The organism is Rhodococcus sp. no. 34 (assembly GCF_054589475.1).
Window position 1 is genome coordinate 194,859 of record NZ_BAAILK010000012.1, and the last position, 19,850, is coordinate 214,708.

Below are 19,850 nucleotides of genomic sequence, written 5' to 3' on the forward strand. Positions count from 1 at the left end.
CAATGGGGCTGTGACCGAGATACCGAAAATCCTCGTAGTCGACGACGACGCAGACGTCCTGACCTCACTCGAACGCGGATTGCGGCTCTCGGGATTCACCGTACTGACGGCGGTGGACGGAGCCGACGCGCTCCGAGTGATCTCCGACAAACGACCGGACGCGGTAGTCCTCGACATCAACATGCCTGTTCTCGACGGCACCGGTGTGGTGACGGCGCTTCGTGCCGCCGGCAACGAAATCCCGATCTGCGTGCTCAGTGCGCGCAACTCGGTCGACGATCGCATCGCCGGGCTCGAATCCGGTGCAGACGACTACATGGTCAAACCGTTTGTTCTTGCCGAACTCGTTGCCCGGATCCGCGCAATGCTCCGGCGCAGCAACACTCCGGCCGGCGATCACTCCGAGGGTACGAATACCCTGCGCGTCGGAAACCTCGACATCGATCTCTCCGGTCGCAGAGTTCGTGTCGACGGCAAGGAAGTACCACTCACCAAACGCGAATTCGAGCTACTCGAAGTGCTCGCACACAATTCCGGCATCGTGCTCACTCGCGAACGTCTCCTCGAACTGGTGTGGGGCTACGACTTCGTCGCCGACACGAACGTCGTGGACGTCTTCATCGGCTATCTGCGTCGAAAGTTCGAATCCGGTGGTTCACCTCGTCTGCTGCATACCGTTCGCGGCGTCGGGTTCGTGCTTCGGGAGAACCCGTGAAGCGTCGCCGCTTCTCACTACGAACTCGCGTTGCCGCGGCCGCGGCACTGGGGGCGACGTTCATCGTCATCGCACTCGGTGTGGTCGTTGCACTGGCTATCGCACGAAATAATCTAGCGCAATTGGACCGCCGACTCGAGACGGCATCGACGGTCATCGTGGCCAATGCTGCAACAGCGGGACCTTTTCTCGGCGCGTTCGGAGACGGCGGCGCCTTTTCCGTGACCATCCGCTCCGACACCGACGGAACCGTCAAATCCAGTACCCCGACGCGACTGCCCGAACTACCGGTCGGCTCGGCGACCGTCGACGTGGACGGTACGAAGTACCGGGCATATACCGCCGAGGCCGACGGGATCAATGCCCTTGTCTCGCTGGCGGTTCCCTATGCCGAAGCGCGAGACATCACAGTCGACCAACAGCGACAGGTCGCGTTCTTCGGCGTCGGGGCCGTAGCGGCCGCAGCTGCGTTGGGATGGTTGTTCGGTGGCCCGGCGGTGCGCCCCCTCGTGGAGTTGACCCGCCGGATCGCCAGGCGCGATCCCGATCTCGCCACCGAGGTTTCCGGAATCCGTGAAGCGGACGAGCTTGCCGCAGCAGCAGAATCGATGCTCAGCGACGTCGCTCGAGCGCAAGCCGCAACCAACTCCGCCCTCGCCGCAGCCCGAGATTTTGCGTCCGCCTCGGCTCACGAACTCCGAACTCCGTTGACAGCAATGCGAACCGACATCGAAGTGTTGTCCATTCACGACCTCGATCACGAACAAAGACGCGAGATCCTCACAGATCTGGCCCGCGCGCAGGGCCGCGTCGAGTCAACTCTGAGAGACCTCGAGCGCCTGGCGAAGGGTGAACTCTCGACGGCCGAGGATTTCAAGGACACCGATTTGACCGAGGTCTGCGACATCGCCGCCGACGACGCACGCCGACATCATCCTGGGCTGGACGTCGGCGTCGTCACGGTGGATTCCCCACTCCCCTATTGCATCCGGGCCCTTCCCGGCGGAATCCGGTTGATCCTCGACAACGCGATCACCAATGCAGTCCGCCACGGCGGCGCGAGCGCGGTGCGCATCACCCTCGCTCGCCCGGCAGATTCACCGGACACCGTCACGATCACGATCGACGACAACGGTTGCGGAATACCGGCCGAGGAACGCTCGAGCGTGTTCGAGCGCTTCACTCGCGGATCGACGGCAGGCAAGACAGGCTCCGGTTTGGGCCTGGCGCTGGTGGCGCAGCAAGCGGCCCTGCACGGCGGACGGACGACATTTCACGACAGTCCACTCGGCGGGGCTCGCCTGCTGGTCGAACTCAGGGATCAGCCCGGACCCGAATAGCCCCTTCAGGTCTCGATCAACTGGCCGATCCCCGACGCTGTCACTTCGATGACCCGAGCCGAGCCGATGTCGAAGAACAGTCCGGCGATACGCAGGCGACCATCCACACGGGCCTGACCGACGAGAGGATGGCGTTCGAGAGTCTGCAATTGGACTGCGACATTGACCATTCCGAGCTGATCGACCTCCGAGAAACCTGCCTCGGCCGCAGCACGCGCGACCGGATGGCCACTCGTATAGGCCTGCAAGCTCGTCTCCGCATGCCGCAGCCATTCCCCGACGACTCCCGATTCCGACGAACCGTTCGTCAGGAGTGCTTGCATCGCGCCGCAGCCCGAATGTCCGCACACGACCACCGAACTGACACCCAACTCGTCGATCCCGAAGGCCAGTGCCGCTTCCACCGACGTATCGCGGCCGCCGGCAGGAACCAGGTTTCCGACATTGCGCACGGTGAACAGGTCGCCGGGGCCACTGCTCGTGATGATGTTCGGCACCACTCGCGAATCTGCGCAGGTAAGGAAAAGAGAGTCGGGGTTCTGCCCGTCGCGCAACTGATCCATGTGCGGCCGTATAGCTTCGGCGCGATGGCGATGATAGTTGGACACCCCGTCGAGAATGGGCCGCAAGGCCGGCGGGCTGCTCAGATTCCTCCCCGAAGCCTGTGGTTGCCAACTGCCCCACGGCGCGAGCAAGCCGCGCAGGTCGGTGACTGCGGCGCCGCGCTTCGGCGGACCGGTGGTCGCGCTCTCCATACTCACCGAGCCGACTTCGTCGATGACCACCGAACCACCTGCCAACTCGTACTGCCTCGCCCACTCTTCGATGACGTCGAAGACGGCATGGTCGAGGAAGTCGACAGACAGCTCGACGGTGACGTCCGACCGCGGTGGGAGTCCGGCGAGCACCGACGTCAGCTTGGGCAGCACCAGGAAGGTGCACGAGCCTTCGACCAGGACGCGCCACTTCCCGGAATCGTTGTCGCCCAACTCTTCTGCGGTGACAGTTGCGCGGATGACACGCCACACCAGGAGGGCGATGGCCAGCGCCAACCCGATCAGGACGCCCTCGAGCAGATTCAAGAACACGACGCCGACCACCGTGATGCCGTACACCCACAGATCACCGGTCCGTCGCGCCAACCGAATGTGCGCCAGCTTGACCAGTTGAATACCGATGACAATCAACAGTCCGGCCAGTGCAGACTTCGGAATCTGCTGGACCAACCCGGCGAGCGCAGCCGAGAACAGCAGAATCCACAGGCCGTGCATGATCGACGACGCGCGGGACTTCGCCCCGGCCTCGACATTGGTCGCACTGCGCACGATCACCCCGGTGACCGGAAGGCCGCCGATGGCCCCGGACACCATGTTCGCGGTGCCCTGGCCGAGCATCTCGCGATCGAAGTTCGACCGCGGGCCCGAGTGCATCTTGTCCACGGCCACGGCCGAGAGCAGACTCTCCACACTGGCGATCAGGGCGATGGTGAGGATGCCGGTTGCGACGCCGAGCCACTGGCCGTCGGGCAGAGCGGGGAGTCCGATCGAGTCCAGCAAAGATCCGTCGAGAGCAATACGCTCGACGTCGATCGGCAGCGCCAGCGAAGCGAGAGTTGCCAATACGATGCCCACCAACGCCGCCGGAACCTTGCGGACACCGGCAGGGAGATAGCGCCACCCGAGAAGGGTGGCGATGACGACGAGTCCGATCATCAGGTCCTCGACATGCAAGGCACCGATCTGTGCGGGCAACTGCCGTAGATTGTCCAGCGCCGAGCTGGCCGAGCTTCCACCCAACAACACGTGAACCTGTTGTAGCGCAATGGTGATGCCGATACCGGCGAGCATCGCATGCACCACCACTGGAGCAATAGCCAGCGCCGCACGGGCAATTCGGCTGAGCCCGAACACGATCTGCAGAATTCCGGCGCCGACGGTGATCAGGCAGGTGACTTTCCAGCCGAACTTGCCGATCAGTTCGGCGACCACCACGGTCAGGCCGGCTGCGGGACCACTGACTTGCAGCGGTGAACCTCCCACAGCTCCGGCCACCACTCCGCCGACGATTGCGGCGATCAGACCTGCCATGATCGGCGCCCCGGAGGCGATCGCAATTCCCAATGACAGGGGAAGCGCCACCAGGAATACGACCAGCGACGCCGGCACGTCGTATCTGATCAGTTGCTCGAGATATCGCCGGCTTCCACCACCCGGCGGAGACGAATCCCCCACGACGCTCTCGTCTGCGGATGATTGTGCGTGCACTACGGACTGCGTCGACATAGATCTCCTCGCCGGACCCCGGATCCGGCTGCTGGGCAACATGTTCGAAGCGAATCGGCGATCGGTATCGCCGATCGACTGTGACCATGGTAACCGCGATTCCTTACCGTTCCCTTAGATGCGAGCCCAGACGTGGTCGACGTCACCGCCGCCCGGCACTGTGACTCGAACCTGAACATCGGTCCAAAAGATCGATCGAATTGCTTTAAACCGCAAGCATTTTGACTGACACACCTCCAGCGGCCGGCACACCTGAGCGCCGTCGGCGATAATGGTCGGGAGTGAACGCTCAACCGCAAACACAACGATGTGAAGGCAGGCACCATGTCCGATCAGTACGTCGCCGCGCAGGACCGCTACGAAGCCATGCCGTACCGCCGAACCGGTCGGAGCGGTCTCAAACTCCCGGCCATCTCGCTGGGCCTCTGGCACAACTTCGGCGACGACGTACCGATCGAGAACCAGCGCGCAGTTCTGCGGCGGGCATTCGATCTCGGAATCACCCACTTCGATCTTGCGAACAACTACGGTCCCCCGTACGGAAGCGCCGAGACGAACTTCGGCAGGATCCTGCGTGAGGATTTCTCTTCGTACCGCGAGGAATTGGTCATCTCGTCCAAAGCCGGCTGGGACATGTGGCCCGGCCCCTACGGATTCGGTGGTTCCCGCAAGTATTTGCTGTCGTCCCTCGATCAGTCGCTCGGACGACTCGGCGTCGACTATGTCGACATCTTCTACAGCCATCGCCCTGACGCCGAAACTCCGATCGACGAGACCGCAGGCGCCCTGATCAGCGCTGTCCAGCAGGGCAAGGCCCTGTACGCGGGTATCAGTTCGTACTCGCCGGAGCGCACCCGTGAAATCGCCGCACTGCTCGCCGCTGCGGGGGTTCCGCTCTTGATCCACCAGCCGAGCTATTCGATGCTGAACCGCTGGATAGAGCAGGACCTGCTGTCGGCTGTCGACGATCTCGGCGTCGGCGTCATCGCGTTCTCACCACTCGCTCAAGGCATGCTCACCGATCGCTATCTGAACGGCGTCCCCGAGGATTCCCGTGCAGCTCAAGGTAAGTCACTGGATCCGTCGTGGTTGACCGACGACGCTCTCACCCACATCCGCGCGCTCAACGACATCGCGGCAGACCGCGGCCAGTCGCTGGCTCAGCTGGCACTGAGCTGGGCACTCCGCGATTCGCGGGTCACCTCGGTACTGATCGGTGCGTCCAGTGTCGCCCAACTCGAAGCCAACGTCGGCGCGCTCGACAATCTCGAATTCAGCGCAGCCGAACTGGCCTCCATAGATCAGCACGCCAAGGACAGCGGCATCAATCTGTGGGCAGAGGCCAGTTCGATCTGAGCGATCACCTGCGCTAGAGCTGAGGCAACTCCACGTTCACGTGCTCGCCCTCTTCGAATACGGCCGACGCCGGCCCGACGATCAAGGGATCCGGAGTACCGACAGCCCGGTGATCCTTGTTGGGATAGTCGAAGCTGGCGAGCACGTGACGCATCGCCTCGAGGCGAGCGCGCTTCTTGTCGTTGCTCTTGATCACCGTCCAGGGCGCATCCCCGGTATCGGTGTAGAAGAACATGGCTTCCTTGGCCTGGGTGTAGTCGTCCCACTTGTCGAGCGAAGCCAGATCGGTCGGTGAGAGCTTCCACTGACGCACCGGGTCCGTTCGGCGGGCCGCGAACCGCGCCAACTGCTCTTCGCGGCTGACCGAGAACCACAGCTTGTGCAGATGAATCCCGGAGTTGACGAGCATCCGCTCGAAGTCCGGGGTCTCTCTCATGAACTCGAGATACTGCGTCGGCGTGCAGTAACCCATCACTCGTTCGACGCCGGCGCGGTTGTACCAGGACCGGTCCATCATCACTATCTCGCCGCCGCTGGGTAGGTGTGCGACATAGCGTTGGAAATACCACTGCGTCCGCTCGATGTCGGTGGGCTTCTCGAGCGCGACCACGCGGGCTCCACGGGGATTGAGATGCTCGGTGAATCTCTTGATCGACCCGCCCTTACCGGCAGCATCGCGACCTTCGAAGATGATGAGCACCTTCTGACCGGTTTCCTTGACCCACAACTGCAGCTTGAGCAGCTCGATCTGCAGACGCCGCTTCTTCCGCTCGTACTCGCGGCGCGACATCTTCTTCTCGTAGGGGTAACCCTGCTTCCAGGCATCCGCGAACTCCGAAGGCTCCAGCACGCCGAGCTTGTGCTTGAGACTCGACAGCTCGTCGATCTCGGCCGCGTAATCCTCGGTGACGGAAATTCTGGTCGACGGGGTCGGCAGGTCAGGAACCCGACCGTCCACACCGCTGGCGTCGGGGCTCATGAATACGCACTCCCTGTCGTCGAAATGAACGAACGTCCGGAAAGTGAATTTTACGCGCCGAAGCCCGCTCCCGCGGGTCCGAAGAGAATGTTGCTTGGCATCGAGGAGGTAACGACAGGTCCGGCTTCCCAGTCGCCGAACCCTCACGCGGTACCTTGATCGAGGTAACTGAGACGGTCGGTAACCCCGAGAGAAGAGAGTTCTGGCGAGATGCGAGTAGACGGACGGGAGATCCCGGTAACGGGAAGCCTCCTGCCACCACTGCACCGCCGTACGAGCGACATCATGCGGGTTGCGATCGCTGCTGTGCTGCTCGGCGGCGTGATCGCGGGATCTCTGATCACTCGAAGTCAGTGGGACGCCCTCGAAACGTCGGTGTCCAACATCGTCGGTGTTCTCTCGCCGAGCCTGTCCGACACTGTGTACCTGCTCTACGGCATCGCAATTCTGGCGCTACCGTTCGCCATCCTGATCGGCCTGATCGTCGGGCGCCGGTGGAAGTTGCTGGCCGGATACGCCGCCGCCGGCCTGTGCGCCGGTGTCGCGCTGTCCTTCACCGGAACTGGCCTGGCGGCACCGAAATGGCACCTCGACGTGCCGGACCGACTCGACGCCACCTTCCTGTCTCAATTCCTCGACGATCCGCGATGGATCGCGATGCTCGCGGCGGTGCTCACCGTCTCGGGCCCGTGGCTTCCGAAGAAGTGGCGACGAGCCTGGTGGACGCTGCTTCTGCTCTTCGCTCCCATCCATCTGATCGTCAGCTCGATCGTTCCCGCACGATCGATGCTGGGTCTCGCCGTCGGTTACCTGATCGGCGCGGTGATCGTTCTCGCCGTCGGCACCCCTGCCCTCGAAGTGCCGTTGGACTCGGCGGTACGCGTACTCGCGCGGCGCGGTTACCGCGTCACCGCGTTCCGCGTCGTGAGTCCCTCGGGAATCGGGCCTCTTGTCATGTCCGCAGCCATCGACCAAGCACCGGACGACGAACCTTTCGACGAACTCGTCGTCGAGTTGTACGGACAGAACCAGCGAAGCAGCGGAGCAATTCGACAGACGTTCCGTTGGATCTCGTTCCGGAACCGTGAAACTCCGCCGCCCTACGGATCACTTCGTCGCGCCGTCGAACACCGAGCGCTCATGGGTATCGCGTTCGCCGACATCGGTCTGGCCAGTTCCAAGGCCGTCGCAATCTCGGTACTCGATCGCGGGTGGGAGATGTACGCGCGCCCGAGTCCTCGTGGCATCCCCCTTGCCGTCGCCGTCGAGAACCAGGCGGGCGAGGAAGAATCCACCAAACTGATCGACGCGCTGTGGCAAACACTGCATACCGCTCACGTGCACCAGATGGCGCACGGCGACCTGCGCGCTTCCGAAATTCGTGTCGAAGGCGGAACCATCCTCTTCGGCGGGTACGCGTACTCCGAATTCGGCGCCACCGAAGTTCAGATGCAGTCCGACAACGCACAACTTCTCTTCGCCACCGCATCATTGTTCGGGGTCGATGCAGCGGTGGACGCCGCGATTCGAGCGCAAGGCGCAGACACGATTCTCGCCGCCTCCGGCCGATTGACCACCGCTGCATTGCCCAACCGAATTCGGCGGACGGTCACGGATTCCGCGAAACTGATGACCGAGATCCGAGACGAGGTCGGTGCCAAGAACGGGATCGAAAAGGTCGCTCCCGCACAGGTCACCCGATTCAGTCGCAACCAGCTGATCCAGCTCGTTCTGCTCATCGGTCTGGTCTACGTCGCCTACCCCTTCATCAGCCAGGTCCCCGCGTTCATCACCGAACTGAAGACGGCCAACTGGTGGTGGGCACTGCTCGGCCTCGGCGTCTCCGCACTGACGTACGTCGGCGCGGCAGCGGCCCTGTGGGCCTGTGCGTCGTCGATGGTCAGTTACCGCAACCTCTTGATCATGCAGGTGGCCAACACCTTTGCGGCGACGACAACTCCGGCCGGAGTCGGCGGGCTCGCGCTGAGCGTGCGGTTCCTGCAGAAGGGCGGGCTCGGTACCGTCCGCGCAACGGCCGCAGTCGCGCTGCAACAGACGGTTCAGGTGGTCACCCACGTCGGCTTGCTGATCTTCTTCTCGATCGTCGCCGGACGTGATACGAACCTCTCGCACTTCATCCCGGGATCCACTGTTCTGTACCTGGCGGGCGGCGTAGCGCTCGGAGTTCTCGGTGCATTCATGTTCATTCCGAAACTCCGTGGGTGGCTGCGCGACGATCTGCGTCCTCAGATCACCGAGGTGTTGGGTGAACTGAGCCAACTCGCGCGAAACCCGACCCGCTTCCTCATCATCGTGGGCGGCAGCGCCGCAACAACTCTGGGTGCCGCCCTGGCTCTGTGGGCGAGCGTCGAAGCATTCGGCGGCGGAACGACGTTCATCACCGTCACCATCGTGACGATGATCGGTGGGACGCTCGCCTCGGCGGCTCCGACACCGGGTGGCGTCGGAGCCGTCGAGGCCGCCCTCATCGGTGGTCTGTCCGCATTCGGACTGCCGGCAAGCATCGCGGTCCCGTCGGTCCTGCTCTACCGAGTGCTGACCTGCTGGCTCCCGGTGTTCTGCGGTTGGCCGACGCTGCGATGGCTGCAGAAGAACGACATGGTCTGAGCCGTTCCGCTACTTCTGGCGAACGACGTGAGCCTGCAGTGCTTCGCCGTCCTCGTCCACCCAGCCTTTGCTCTGGGCGTAGTCGACCATCGCGGCAACACCTTCGACGTCCGTGGTGCTCTCGCGAACGCGGGCTACCGAGACGAATGCACTACCACCGCTGACGTATCCGTAATCCTGAAGGCGCAAGAGTTCGTCCAGTTCGGCTTCGGAGATGTCGGCACTCACCTCGACGTGAAAGGCCTTCAGGTTGTCCACATCGTGGATGCTGACGCGGCCGTCGTCCACCAGTACATACATGGCTCTCCTTCCTAGAGCACTGACGTCGGTGCGTGCGTACCGAATACACGCCGGTGGTAGGTCAGTGGATTCGACTCGCGGTGCTCGACCTCGTCCACCGATCCTGTCACGATCTTGTGATCACCACCGTCCACGACGGCATCAACGGTGCACGCGATCCAGATGGATACGTCCGGCAGTCTCGGAACACCGAGATGCTCCGCCCACTCGACACCGTCGAACTTCGCACGGCCCTTCCTCGCAAAGGCAACCGCCAGTGAGCTTTGCGCGGTCCCGAGGACATTGATCGCGAACCTCCGCGTTCCTTCGATGAGGCCGAGAACTTCCGACTGTCGATCCAGAGCCACCGCGGTCATCGGCGGGTCCATCGACAACGACATGAATGCACTGACCGTCGTGCCATGCGGCCGGTCGCCGTCCATTGCCGTGACGACGGCGACCGGTTAGCACACGTGCGCCATGGCTTCTCGAAAACGCAACGCCCGGTTGCCCTGTGGGACATTCACGATGTCAGGCCTTGTCTGCCAACTCTTGTGCGTACTTCTTCGTCATGTGGTCGACGGCGTCGAGTTGCGCCTTTGCATGCCCCTCCCTGACAGCGCGCGCGTGAGCTGCCGCGTCGAGCGTCGCCTGCGCCTGCCCTTGGAAGTGCGGAAAGACCTCCTGCGCGAACAACTCTGCCGAACGTCGGGTGTCCTGCGGGTTCGCCCAATCGTGACCCATCTGCAGCATGCAGCCGAAACCACCGGACTGGTCCCACAGCCGTTGTACCTGACGTCTGGCCTGCTCCGGTGTGCCGATGACACCGATCCCGGCCTCGTTGATGAAGTCGATCATCTCGCTCAGACGCGCACCGGAGACCGCCATCTGAGGGAAGGCCGCGACGTGCTGGAAATAGTCGAACCACTCCTCGATGCCGTACTCGACCTGCTTGCGTGCTTCCGCCTCGGTTTCGGCGATGTGGAAAGGTCCGGCAAGAGACCAGTGCCGACGATCCACCGTCGTCCCGTTGACCTCAGCGCGTTCCTCCATCACATTCCAGTGGTGCGCCAAGGCGTCGAAACCGTCGGCGGACAAGGTTGCTCCGATGGAGAGCAGACCGAGACCGTGCGTACCGGCCAGGCGAGGTCCTGTCGGGGAGGCCACTGCGGCCACGGTGATTTCGATGCCGTTCTCCGAGTATGGAGCGAGCTGCAGCTTGGCGTCGTACAGCTCGTGGGTTCGTGTCTTCGCGGAAACCGTCTCGCCACGAAGAAGGCGCACGACGATGTCGAGGTTCTCCTGCAACAACTCTCGGGTATCCGTCGGGTTCAGACCGATCATCGCCGAGTCGGTGGGCAACGAACCGGGCCCGACTCCGAAGATGGTGCGCCCCTGAGTCAGGTGATCCAACTGCATGATTCGATCCGCTGCCCACAGCGGGTTGTGATACGACAACGACGTGACACCCGTGCCGAAACGAATCCGAGGTGCGCGCTGCGAGGCTGCAGCGATCATGATTTCCGGCGACGCGATGATCTCGCTTCCGGCAGAGTGATGCTCACCGAACCACGCCTCGTCGTAGCCCAACCGGTCGAGGTACTCGACCAGTTCGAGATCACGCTGCAGTGCGGCGGTGGGATTGCGTCCGGGGACGTGGAACGGTGCCATGAAATACCCGAAACGAAGCCTACTCATGAGTTCTCCTAGTGCTGTGGGCCAACTCCTGGCCGTGCACCGAAAACGCTATCCGTGCCGTGACCGCGGTCACAGTGCACGAAAGTGGACAATCTCAAGCGCGTTGATCGGCAAGTTTCTGCGCGTAGACCAACTTCACGAACTCGGCACGGTTGCGAACGCGCAGAAGAGCAAGGATGCGGCTTACATACTTCTTCACCGTGTCCGGACTCAGCGACAGGATCACCGCGATCTCGTCGTTGGTATGGCCGTCCGCCAACAACTCCGCGAGATCGATCTGCCGGGGCGTCAGCTTCTCTCGCCATCCCGGCTCGCGTTGCCCGGGCAGCGTCTGACACAACAGCGACAATTGCTTGCCCAGAATGCCCAAGCCCACGATGTCGCGCCCCGACAGATCCTTGCCTTCTGAATCGAAAATCCCCACCAGACCGTGACCGCCGTGGGCCAACTGGAGATGCATCACCGACGCGCTGTGAAGGCGTTTGCGATAGAGGAAATCTCGCAGGTACGTCGCCGACTGTGAAGGGACGTCGGCCAACTGAGTGTGCGTGATGGCGGGAGATGCCAACAGCGTTGCCCGCGATTGCGCCGTCGCAAAAACGTCGTCGAGGTACCAGTGCGCTTGGTACTCGTCGAGGATCGGCGTGATCCGCCCGGTCGTCACCGGATCCGGATCGGCGAACGCCGTCGTGAAGGTCGGGCCGGCAAGGAAGGTGGTGTTGGGACAGCGGTAGTGATCATGGAGCGCGACCAGGAGGAGATCCTTGAGCTGATCGAGCGTTCTCGCGGCCGAGCAGTAGTCGAAGACAGCGAAGACACGGTCGTAGTCCGCAGCGGACAGAGCGACGTCACCGCTACCGTGCACGTCGACCACCTCACCCGAACTATGATCCAGATCACTCATCGGACAGCATATGCATTACTTCGAGAAAACGGACAACTTCGCCGCCTACCAGCACTGTTGATGCCGATAGCCGATACTGAGCTGTATGTCGGAACTCGGAAATGAACCAGACTCGAAGCAGAAGGCGGTGCTCGAGCGACACGCGTCATGGATCGAATTGTTCTTCGACCTCGTCGTGGTTGCCGGTATCGGTCAGCTGGCTCACCTGCTCCACGGTTCGCCGTCGTGGTCGGATGTCGCGCTCTACGCGTTGCTCTATCTCGCGTTCTGGACCGCGTGGGCGACGTTCACGATGTACGGCAACGTTGCCGGTGACCGTGTCCGGATCCCGAGCATGCTGATCGCCATGTTCGGACTGGCCGTCATGATGGCGGCCGTGGCCGGCATCCACGACAACCATGCGCTGGCCTTCGCTGTCGCCTACGTGGCCGTACGTCTGCTGGCGAGTCGGGTGTGGCACAACGGCCAGATAGTCGTGGACTGGCCGATCGCCCAGATGTCTCTCGGTGTGATCCCGTGGATCGTCTCGTTCTGGTTCGAGGGCGAAACTCGGTTCTGGCTCTGGACCGCCGGTGTGACCATCGACCTGCTGATCATGTTCGTCGTCTCCGGCAGCGCGATCATGGAAGACGCGCAGGAAAAGCTCGACCGCATCATCAAGGTTCGGGGGTTCAAGGACGACCGGATGCCCGAACTCGAAGCCCTGCACTCCGATCGGGCTCACCTTGCCGAGCGCTTGGGCCTGTACGTCATCATCGTGCTGGGCGAGGGTGTGATCCTCGTGATTTCTGCGGCCTCGAAGCTCACCTGGGACTCGACGGTGGTCAGCCTCGCAGTCGGATCGTTTGTCCTGCTCTCGGGCATGTGGGCACTCTCGCTTCTCTACGGCCACGCCGGTGTTCCGCACCTGCAGCCCGAGAAGTTTCCCGCTCGCATCGACATGGCGCTGCACTGTTTCACCACCGGCGCTATCGCGGTTCTGGTCGCGGGGCTCGGAGCGGCAACCGAACACGGTGCGGAGCACACGCCCGCGAACCTGCGGTGGTTGTTGTGCGGAAGCATCGCAGTCTATTTCGGAATCAGCCTGGTGGCAGGGCTGTTCGCGCGATCGGACCGACGGTGGCTGCTCGGCTGGGCGCTCCCGTGCACCGCCGTCCCCATCGTCATGGGCATCGTCGGCACGCACATGAGCGCCACGTGGATCATCTGGGTTCTGGTGGCCACCGTGACCTGGCAGAACGGCTACGAGTACGCGCAGGTGCGGCGTTCGCGCCGCTCTGCTGTGCGCCTTTATTAACCCCCCGCGGTTAATAAAGGCGCACAGCAGGGGCGGTTTTTACCCTCACCGCCGGGTCGAAGCGATAGGGCTGAGCCAACAGGATTCCGGCCAATCGCTTACGCAACCTCGACATCTCGGCCCGGACGGTCACCGTCTTGCGCGGATCGCCGAACAACTGTGAGGCGAGCTGCGAGGCCGTGAGGCCCTCGGGCGCCTGTGTCAGAGCCACGAGGATCTGCGAATGGCGCGGGCTGAGGTCGATGCTCCAGCTCCCCATTGCCGAGGAGTACCGCAATTCCATCGCATTCGGATCTTGCACATCCAATTCGACTTCGGCACAAACCGTTCCGGACGCCGGATCCATCTGAGGGCGGATGAGCCAACCACCCGGAAGCGGCTCGCACATACATAGTCCGAGCGACGGGAGCCAATGCTCGCCGCTGCTCATCACTTTCGGCAGTGCGATTCTGTAGATCGGCGCCATCGAGTCCACCGCCGCGACCCAGCCACTACGGTCCACGACCACTGTCGGCTGACTCGCACGAGCCAGCGTCGATGCCGAGATCATCCGGAGCTGATCCAATCCGATTCGATGCTTCTCCCGCAGTGCGGATTCCGCCAGCCTGGCCACACTGTCCACCAGAGCGAGAGTCGACGGGTGGACCGTGTCTGCTGCGCCGGCGACGTTCACGACGGCGATGGCCCGGCGACTACGCGGATCTCGAACCGTCGCCCCGGAGCAGGTCCACGGATGCTGCGAGCGCGAGTAGTGCTCGGCCGAGAACACCTGCACTGCCGAACCTGATGCCAAGGAAGTGCCGATCCCGTTGGTACCAACAGCTTCCTCGGTCCACGACGCACCCTCGATCATCCCGAGCCGTTCGGCCCGATCCAGCATTCGACTGGACCCGTGTCGCCAGAGGATACGTCCGTAGCGGTCCGCCACCACGATCAGATTCGCGTCGTCCGGGCCGACGAGTGGTGCCAGACCGTGCACCGCCTCGCCGAAGATCTCCGCCATGCCGGCTGCGCGTCTGCCTTCTTCGATCTCGGATTCGCGGCCCGTCTCGGTGATCGAGCACCGGTCCGGATCGAGTCCGAGCGCACGCAAACGCGACCACGAATTCGCGATGACGGAGCGCGGACGCGCAGGCGGCTTGCGTCCCGACATCGTTGCTTCGTACACGGATTCGAGAACACGTGCGTACTGCGCCGGGTCTTCACCACTGGCCAGGGCCGGTTCGAGTCGATTCGTTTCGCCGATCACACTCCAGTCCTATGTGACGGGGTCTTCGAAAGCGAGCGTTGCACCCGGTTGCAGAGTTGTTCGCGTGCGTGAACGAAAGGACGGCGTTCACGCACGCGAACGGTACTCACGCGTTGAGGGGTCTCCCCAGCGCCGAGAGCACAGACTCGTGCATTGCCTCCGAGAGCGTCGGATGAGCAAACACGACCTCGGCGAGATCCTCGCCGGTGGCTTCGAGGGATCGAGCGATCCCGAAACCCTGAATCTGCTCGGTCACATCCGGACCGACCATGTGCGCGCCGAGAAGTTCCCCGGTATCGGCGTCGAAGATCGTCTTGACGAAGCCTTCGGCCTCGCCGATCGCCAGTGCCTTGCCGTTCGCCTGCAGGTCGAAGTGTCCGACCCGCAGCGCGCGACCAGTACCGGCGCACTGCTTCTCCGTCAGACCCAGGCTCGCCACCTGGGGGCGGGCATACGTGCATCCCGGAACGTAGGCGCGATCGAGCGGATGAACGTCGGGCACGCCTGCCAACTTTTCGACGCACAGGACAGCTTCGTGACTTGCCTTGTGCGCCAGACATGGAGCGCCCGCGACGTCACCGATCGCATAGATCCCGAAAGCGCTGGTACGGCACCACTGGTCGGTGACGATCGCACCGCGCTCGATCTCGACGCCCAGAGCCTCCAACCCCAGATCCTCGACGTTGCCGGTGATTCCGGCCGCCACCAACACCCGGTCCACGGTCAACGACTCGACACCGTCGCTCGTCTGCACATTCACCTGGACGGCGTCGTCGCCGACGGTCACCGCCGACACCGAGGCTCCGGTGTGAATCGTGATGCCACGCTTCTCGAACTGCTTGCGAACGAAGGCCGAGATCTCTTCGTCCTCGACCGGCATGATGTGTGGTGCCATCTCGACGATGGTCACCTCGGTTCCGAGATCGCGGTACAGGCTGGCGAATTCGACTCCGATCGCGCCGGACCCGATCACGAGCAGCGACTTCGGCAGTTCCTTCGGGACGAGCGCGTCGAAGTAGGTCCACACCCGATCACCGTCGGGGGCAACGCCGGGAATCGAACGCGGCCGGGCACCGGTTGCAATGACCACGTGGTCGGCTCGATACGTCTGTCCTCCCACGGATACGACGCCTTTGTCCACCAACTTCGCGGCGCCTGAGATGACGTCGACGCCGTTCTTCTTCATCAGATAGGCAACACCGCCGGACAACCTCTCCGAAACCCCTCGGCTGAACGACACCAACTTCGAGATGTCGAACTGGACAGACGCCGAACTGAATCCGTATGTGTCGAGTTCACTCAAGGTATGCGCGACGTCCGCGCCGTGCAGCATCGCCTTGGTGGGGATACAACCCCAGTTGAGGCAGATACCTCCGAGGCGATCACGTTCTACCAGCGCGACGCTCAACCCCAACTGGGCAGCCCGGATCGCCGCCACGTAACCACCGGGGCCGCCACCGATGACAAGAACGTCGTACTTATGCGACGTATTGTTTTCCACCACAGCCCCTTACACCAACATCAGCGCGGGAGAAGCGACAAAGCGCTGGAGCTCCCGAAGGAAGGTCGCACCCAGGGCTCCGTCGATAACCCGGTGATCGCACGAGAGGGTCACGGTCATCACGGTCCGGGCAGAAACACTGTCACCGACCACCACCGCGCGCTTCTCCCCCGCACCTACGGCAAGGATCGCTCCCTGGGGCGGATTGATGATCGCGTCGAATGCCTTGATCCCGAACATGCCGAGGTTGGACACCGTGAAGGTTCCGCCCTGGAATTCTTCGGGACGAAGTTTGCCGGTCTTCGCCTTGGTGGCCAACGAGAGCACCTCACCCGAGATGTCCGCCAACGACTTGGTATTCGCGCTACGCACGATGGGCGTGATCAGCCCGGTCGGAAGTGCAACTGCCACCGAGACATCCGCCGACGCGAATCGAAGAACCGATTCGTTCGCGGCATCGAACTGGACGTTCACGTCCGGCACCTTCATCAGTGCAGCGGCGCAAGCCTTCACGATGAAGTCGTTGACCGACAGCTTGACCGCCGGGACGGTCGAATTGATCTCCTTGCGCAGAGCGAGAAGCGCATCGAGCTCGAGGTCTGCGGTGAGCCGGAAATGGGGTGCCTGCTGCTTGGACGCCTGCAACCTACCGGCGATTGCCGATCGCATGGGGGTGAAAGGAATTGTGTCGTACTCGGGTTCGGCCGCAACAGATTCGGTCTCAGCCGCCGCCTCGGGCAGGAGCTGCGCGGAACGAGCGGCGTCGTGCACGTCGGCGACACAGACGCGCCCCCGCGAACCCGTCGGACGACAGTCATGCAGGTTGACGCCCAGTGATCGGGCAGTTCTGCGTGCGACCGGGGTGGCAGGCACGGCACTGTCGTCGGCGGTCGATCGCAGCGGGAGGCCGGATCTCGCGGCCGGCACTACCGGCGCAACAGTGCCACCGGCGTCACGAATCGCGTCGTCGATGTCGCGGACACTGATCCGCCCGAGGGGACCGGTACCCACTACGGCGGCGAGATCGATTCCGAGCGATTCCGCACGTCGGAGTGCGCGAGGACTCGCAAACACATCGTCCTGCGTCGTGCCTTGCAGAACGCTCGGTACGACGGTGGAACCGGTTGGTACAGGTTTCGGTGCAACAACCACCTTCGCAGCCGGTGAAGCCGCAGGTGTCACGGGAGCCGCCGGCGCAGCAGCTGGGGACGGTGCCGGCTCTTCCGCCGGCGCGGTTGCGCCGCGGGCGGCGAGGAACTGCTCGATCTCCGCATCCGTCGCGGACGCATCGGCGGACACACCGATCACGGCGCCGACGGGCAGAGTCTGCCCCGGTGTGCCGACGATCTTGCGGAGAACACCGTCGAACGGCGCCTCCAGCTCGTTGGTGATCTTGCTGGTCTCGATCTCACAGATCAACTGGCCCTTGGTGAACGAGTCACCTTCCTCGATGAGCCACGCGTTGACCAACCCCTCCTCCATGGAGAGCCCCCATTTGGGGATGTCGATAGCTTTGATGTCAGCCATGATCAGGCTCTCACCAGCTTGCGAACCGACTCTTCGATGCGCGCCGCGTCAGGCAGCCAGGCAGTTTCGAGGGTCGGTGAGAACGGAACCGGCGTGTGCGGCGGCGTGATCAGTTCGATCGGCGCTTTCAGGTAGTTGAATCCCTTGGTGGCGATCAGCGCGGCCACGTCGTGCCCGAAACCGCAGCGGGCGGCGGATTCGTCGACGATCACGACGCGTCCGGTCGATGCGACGGATTCGAGGATGCCGTCCTCGTCCAATGGTGAGACGGTACGAGGATCGACAACCTCGACCGAAATACCCTCGGCGGCCAGCTTGTCTGCTACGTCGTTGGCGCGGTTCACCATTGCGGACAACGCGATGATCGTGACGTCGTCGCCCTGCCTGGTGTAGTTGGCGACGCCGAACGGAATCGCGTACGGCTCGTCCGGCACCTCGCCCTTGAGGTCGTAGAGCACCTTGTGCTCGCAGAACACAACGGGATCGTCGTCCCGGATGGCCTGGATGAGTAGGCCTTTGGCGTCGTAGGCGTTGGACGGCGCGACCACTTTCAGGCCAGGCACCGCGGCAAATACGTTGTACGGAGACTGAGAGTGCTGCGCAGCGGCGGAGAAGCCTGCGCCGATCATGCCTCGCACCACCAGTGGGGTTCTGGCCTTGCCACCGAACATGTAGCGGAACTTGGCAGCCTGGTTGTAGAGCGCGTCGTAGGAGACTCCGAAGAAGTCCATGAACATCAGCTCGGCGACCGGCCTCAGTCCGGTCAGTGCGGCTCCGGCAGCCATTCCGATGATCGCGGATTCGGTGATCGGGGTATCGATTACACGCTCCGATCCGAACTCCGTCCACAATCCCTTGGTGACACCCAGGACACCGCCAAATGCCTCGATCTTCTTCGTCTCCAGATCGGGATTGGTACCGGCATGCCCACCCCGTACGTCCTCACCGATGAGAACGACGCTCGGGTCGCGTTGCATTTCTTGGGCGATGGCCTCTTTGACGGCCTCGCGGTAGGTCTTCTTCGACACGTTCTCGGCTTCCACGCTTGTCATCTCGGGCTCCTCAGTACGACACGTAGACATCGGTCAGCAGATTCTCGACGGGTGGATACGCCGCGGCACGCGCCTTCGCTACCGCCTCGTCCACCAGCACTCGCGACTGCTCGTCCACCGCGTCCAGATCAGCGGTGCTGACCTTCTTCACATCCACGCTGCTACGGAAATTCTTGAGCGGATCCTTGGTTTCCCGTAGTTGCGCAACCTGTTCCGCCGTGCGGTACAGCTGCGCGTCACCCTCGAAGTGACCGTGCCAACGGAATGCCGCCGCCTCGATCGTGGTGGGGCCGCCGCCGATCCTGGCGCGCTCGGATGCTTCCGCCATTGCGTCGTAGACCGCGAAGAAGTCGGTGCCGTCCACCTTGACGGCAGGCATGCCGAAGGATGCGGCGCGCGCGGCGATGTCGGGTGCACCAACTGCGTAGTCGGTTCCGGTGGCCTCACCGAATCCGTTGTTCTCGATCACGAAGACGATCGGAAGGTCCAGCACCACAGCCATGTTCATCGCCTCGAAGACGGTTCCCTGGTTGGATCCACCGTCACCCGTGAACGACGCTGCGATGACACCGTTTCGAAGCGTCTTACCACTCAGTGCAGCGCCGATCGCCAACGACGGGGCTCCGCCGACAATCGCGTTGGCGCCGAGCATTCCCACGGACAGGTCGGCGATGTGCATCGAGCCGCCCTTACCGCGACACAGGCCGTCGTCCTTGCCGAAGATCTCGGCCATCATGCCGTTCAGATCACAGCCCTTGGCGATGCAGTGCCCGTGACCGCGGTGAGTGGATCCGATGTAATCGGCGTCGCTCAGGTTCTCGCACACTCCCACCGCGATGGCTTCCTGGCCCGAGTAGAGGTGAATGAAGCCGGGGATGTCACCGGTTGCATTCTCTTCGTGCAGTCGATCCTCGAACGCACGGATGCGCGACATCTTCTCGTACGCCTTCAGCAATGCATCCCGGTCCAGCCCTGAATGAGGCTTGGCGCCGGTCCTTTTCGATCCTGGGGTTGTCGGCTTCTGCGCCGTCCGTTGAACCACA

The 19,850-nt window shown here is 63.0% G+C and carries 16 protein-coding genes; 5 read left to right on the forward strand and 11 right to left on the reverse strand.

The annotated features are described in order from the left end of the window. The first annotated feature begins 10 nt into the window (after positions 1-10). Complete coding sequence (locus ACYP01_RS01765; RefSeq protein ID WP_003939853.1) at positions 11-715, forward strand: response regulator transcription factor; 705 nt, start codon at positions 11-13, stop codon at positions 713-715. Next, positions 712-2,055, forward strand: a complete 1,344-nt coding sequence (locus tag ACYP01_RS01770; RefSeq protein WP_003939972.1) for a sensor histidine kinase — start codon at positions 712-714, stop codon at positions 2,053-2,055. Before ACYP01_RS01765 ends, ACYP01_RS01770 begins: the two co-directional genes overlap by 4 nt. A gap of 5 nt (positions 2,056-2,060) precedes the next feature. Here ACYP01_RS01770 and ACYP01_RS01775 read toward each other — a convergent pair whose 3' ends face one another. Further along, positions 2,061-4,337 (reverse strand): SulP family inorganic anion transporter, encoded by a 2,277-nt coding sequence (locus tag ACYP01_RS01775; protein WP_042451182.1) that lies wholly within the window; start codon positions 4,335-4,337, stop codon positions 2,061-2,063. Between the two features lie 324 nt (positions 4,338-4,661). Between ACYP01_RS01775 and mgrA the strand changes: the two genes are divergently transcribed. Further along, positions 4,662-5,693 carry an L-glyceraldehyde 3-phosphate reductase gene (gene mgrA, locus ACYP01_RS01780; protein WP_007733451.1) on the forward strand — a complete coding sequence of 344 codons (1,032 nt, stop codon included), beginning with the start codon at positions 4,662-4,664 and terminating at the stop codon, positions 5,691-5,693. Between the two features lie 13 nt (positions 5,694-5,706). Here mgrA and ppk2 read toward each other — a convergent pair whose 3' ends face one another. Then, positions 5,707-6,672, reverse strand: coding sequence for a polyphosphate kinase 2 (gene ppk2, locus ACYP01_RS01785; protein ID WP_003940295.1), 966 nt, complete (start codon positions 6,670-6,672; stop codon positions 5,707-5,709). Between the two features lie 210 nt (positions 6,673-6,882). Here ppk2 and ACYP01_RS01790 point away from each other — a divergent pair, with 210 nt between their 5' ends. Beyond that, positions 6,883-9,300 carry a lysylphosphatidylglycerol synthase transmembrane domain-containing protein gene (locus ACYP01_RS01790; protein ID WP_007733454.1) on the forward strand — a complete coding sequence of 806 codons (2,418 nt, stop codon included), beginning with the start codon at positions 6,883-6,885 and terminating at the stop codon, positions 9,298-9,300. Positions 9,301-9,309: 9 nt separating this feature from the next. Here the strand turns inward: ACYP01_RS01790 and ACYP01_RS01795 are convergent, their stop codons facing one another. The 4 genes from ACYP01_RS01795 to ACYP01_RS01810 form a co-directional block, all read right to left on the reverse strand. Further along, positions 9,310-9,600, reverse strand: a complete 291-nt coding sequence (locus tag ACYP01_RS01795) for a hypothetical protein (RefSeq protein WP_373937908.1) — start codon at positions 9,598-9,600, stop codon at positions 9,310-9,312. An 11-nt stretch (positions 9,601-9,611) separates the two neighbouring features. Next, positions 9,612-10,022 (reverse strand): flavin reductase family protein, encoded by a 411-nt coding sequence (locus ACYP01_RS01800; protein WP_459678384.1) that lies wholly within the window; start codon positions 10,020-10,022, stop codon positions 9,612-9,614. Between the two features lie 88 nt (positions 10,023-10,110). Then, positions 10,111-11,277: an LLM class flavin-dependent oxidoreductase gene (locus ACYP01_RS01805; protein WP_459678386.1), complete on the reverse strand. Its 1,167-nt coding sequence runs from the start codon at positions 11,275-11,277 to the stop codon at positions 10,111-10,113. A 94-nt stretch (positions 11,278-11,371) separates the two neighbouring features. Continuing rightward, positions 11,372-12,181, reverse strand: coding sequence for a helix-turn-helix transcriptional regulator (locus ACYP01_RS01810; RefSeq protein WP_459678389.1), 810 nt, complete (start codon positions 12,179-12,181; stop codon positions 11,372-11,374). 85 nt (positions 12,182-12,266) lie between these two features. Between ACYP01_RS01810 and ACYP01_RS01815 the strand changes: the two genes are divergently transcribed. Continuing rightward, complete coding sequence (locus ACYP01_RS01815) at positions 12,267-13,478, forward strand: low temperature requirement protein A (RefSeq protein ID WP_030535378.1); 1,212 nt, start codon at positions 12,267-12,269, stop codon at positions 13,476-13,478. A 10-nt stretch (positions 13,479-13,488) separates the two neighbouring features. On the opposite strand, the gene ACYP01_RS01820 is transcribed toward ACYP01_RS01815, so the two are convergent. The 5 genes from ACYP01_RS01820 to ACYP01_RS01840 form a co-directional block, all read right to left on the reverse strand. Next, entirely contained in the window at positions 13,489-14,727 is a 1,239-nt protein-coding gene (locus ACYP01_RS01820; RefSeq protein ID WP_459678392.1) for a helix-turn-helix domain-containing protein, read from the reverse strand. Between the two features lie 106 nt (positions 14,728-14,833). Next, positions 14,834-16,231, reverse strand: coding sequence for a dihydrolipoyl dehydrogenase (gene lpdA, locus ACYP01_RS01825; RefSeq protein ID WP_007733464.1), 1,398 nt, complete (start codon positions 16,229-16,231; stop codon positions 14,834-14,836). 6 nt (positions 16,232-16,237) lie between these two features. After that, positions 16,238-17,755: a 2-oxo acid dehydrogenase subunit E2 gene (locus tag ACYP01_RS01830; RefSeq protein ID WP_277377492.1), complete on the reverse strand. Its 1,518-nt coding sequence runs from the start codon at positions 17,753-17,755 to the stop codon at positions 16,238-16,240. A 2-nt stretch (positions 17,756-17,757) separates the two neighbouring features. Further along, positions 17,758-18,807 (reverse strand): alpha-ketoacid dehydrogenase subunit beta, encoded by a 1,050-nt coding sequence (locus ACYP01_RS01835; protein WP_070385568.1) that lies wholly within the window; start codon positions 18,805-18,807, stop codon positions 17,758-17,760. A 10-nt stretch (positions 18,808-18,817) separates the two neighbouring features. Next, positions 18,818-19,741, reverse strand: a complete 924-nt coding sequence (locus tag ACYP01_RS01840) for a thiamine pyrophosphate-dependent dehydrogenase E1 component subunit alpha (protein ID WP_042451488.1) — start codon at positions 19,739-19,741, stop codon at positions 18,818-18,820. Positions 19,742-19,850 lie beyond the last annotated feature (109 nt).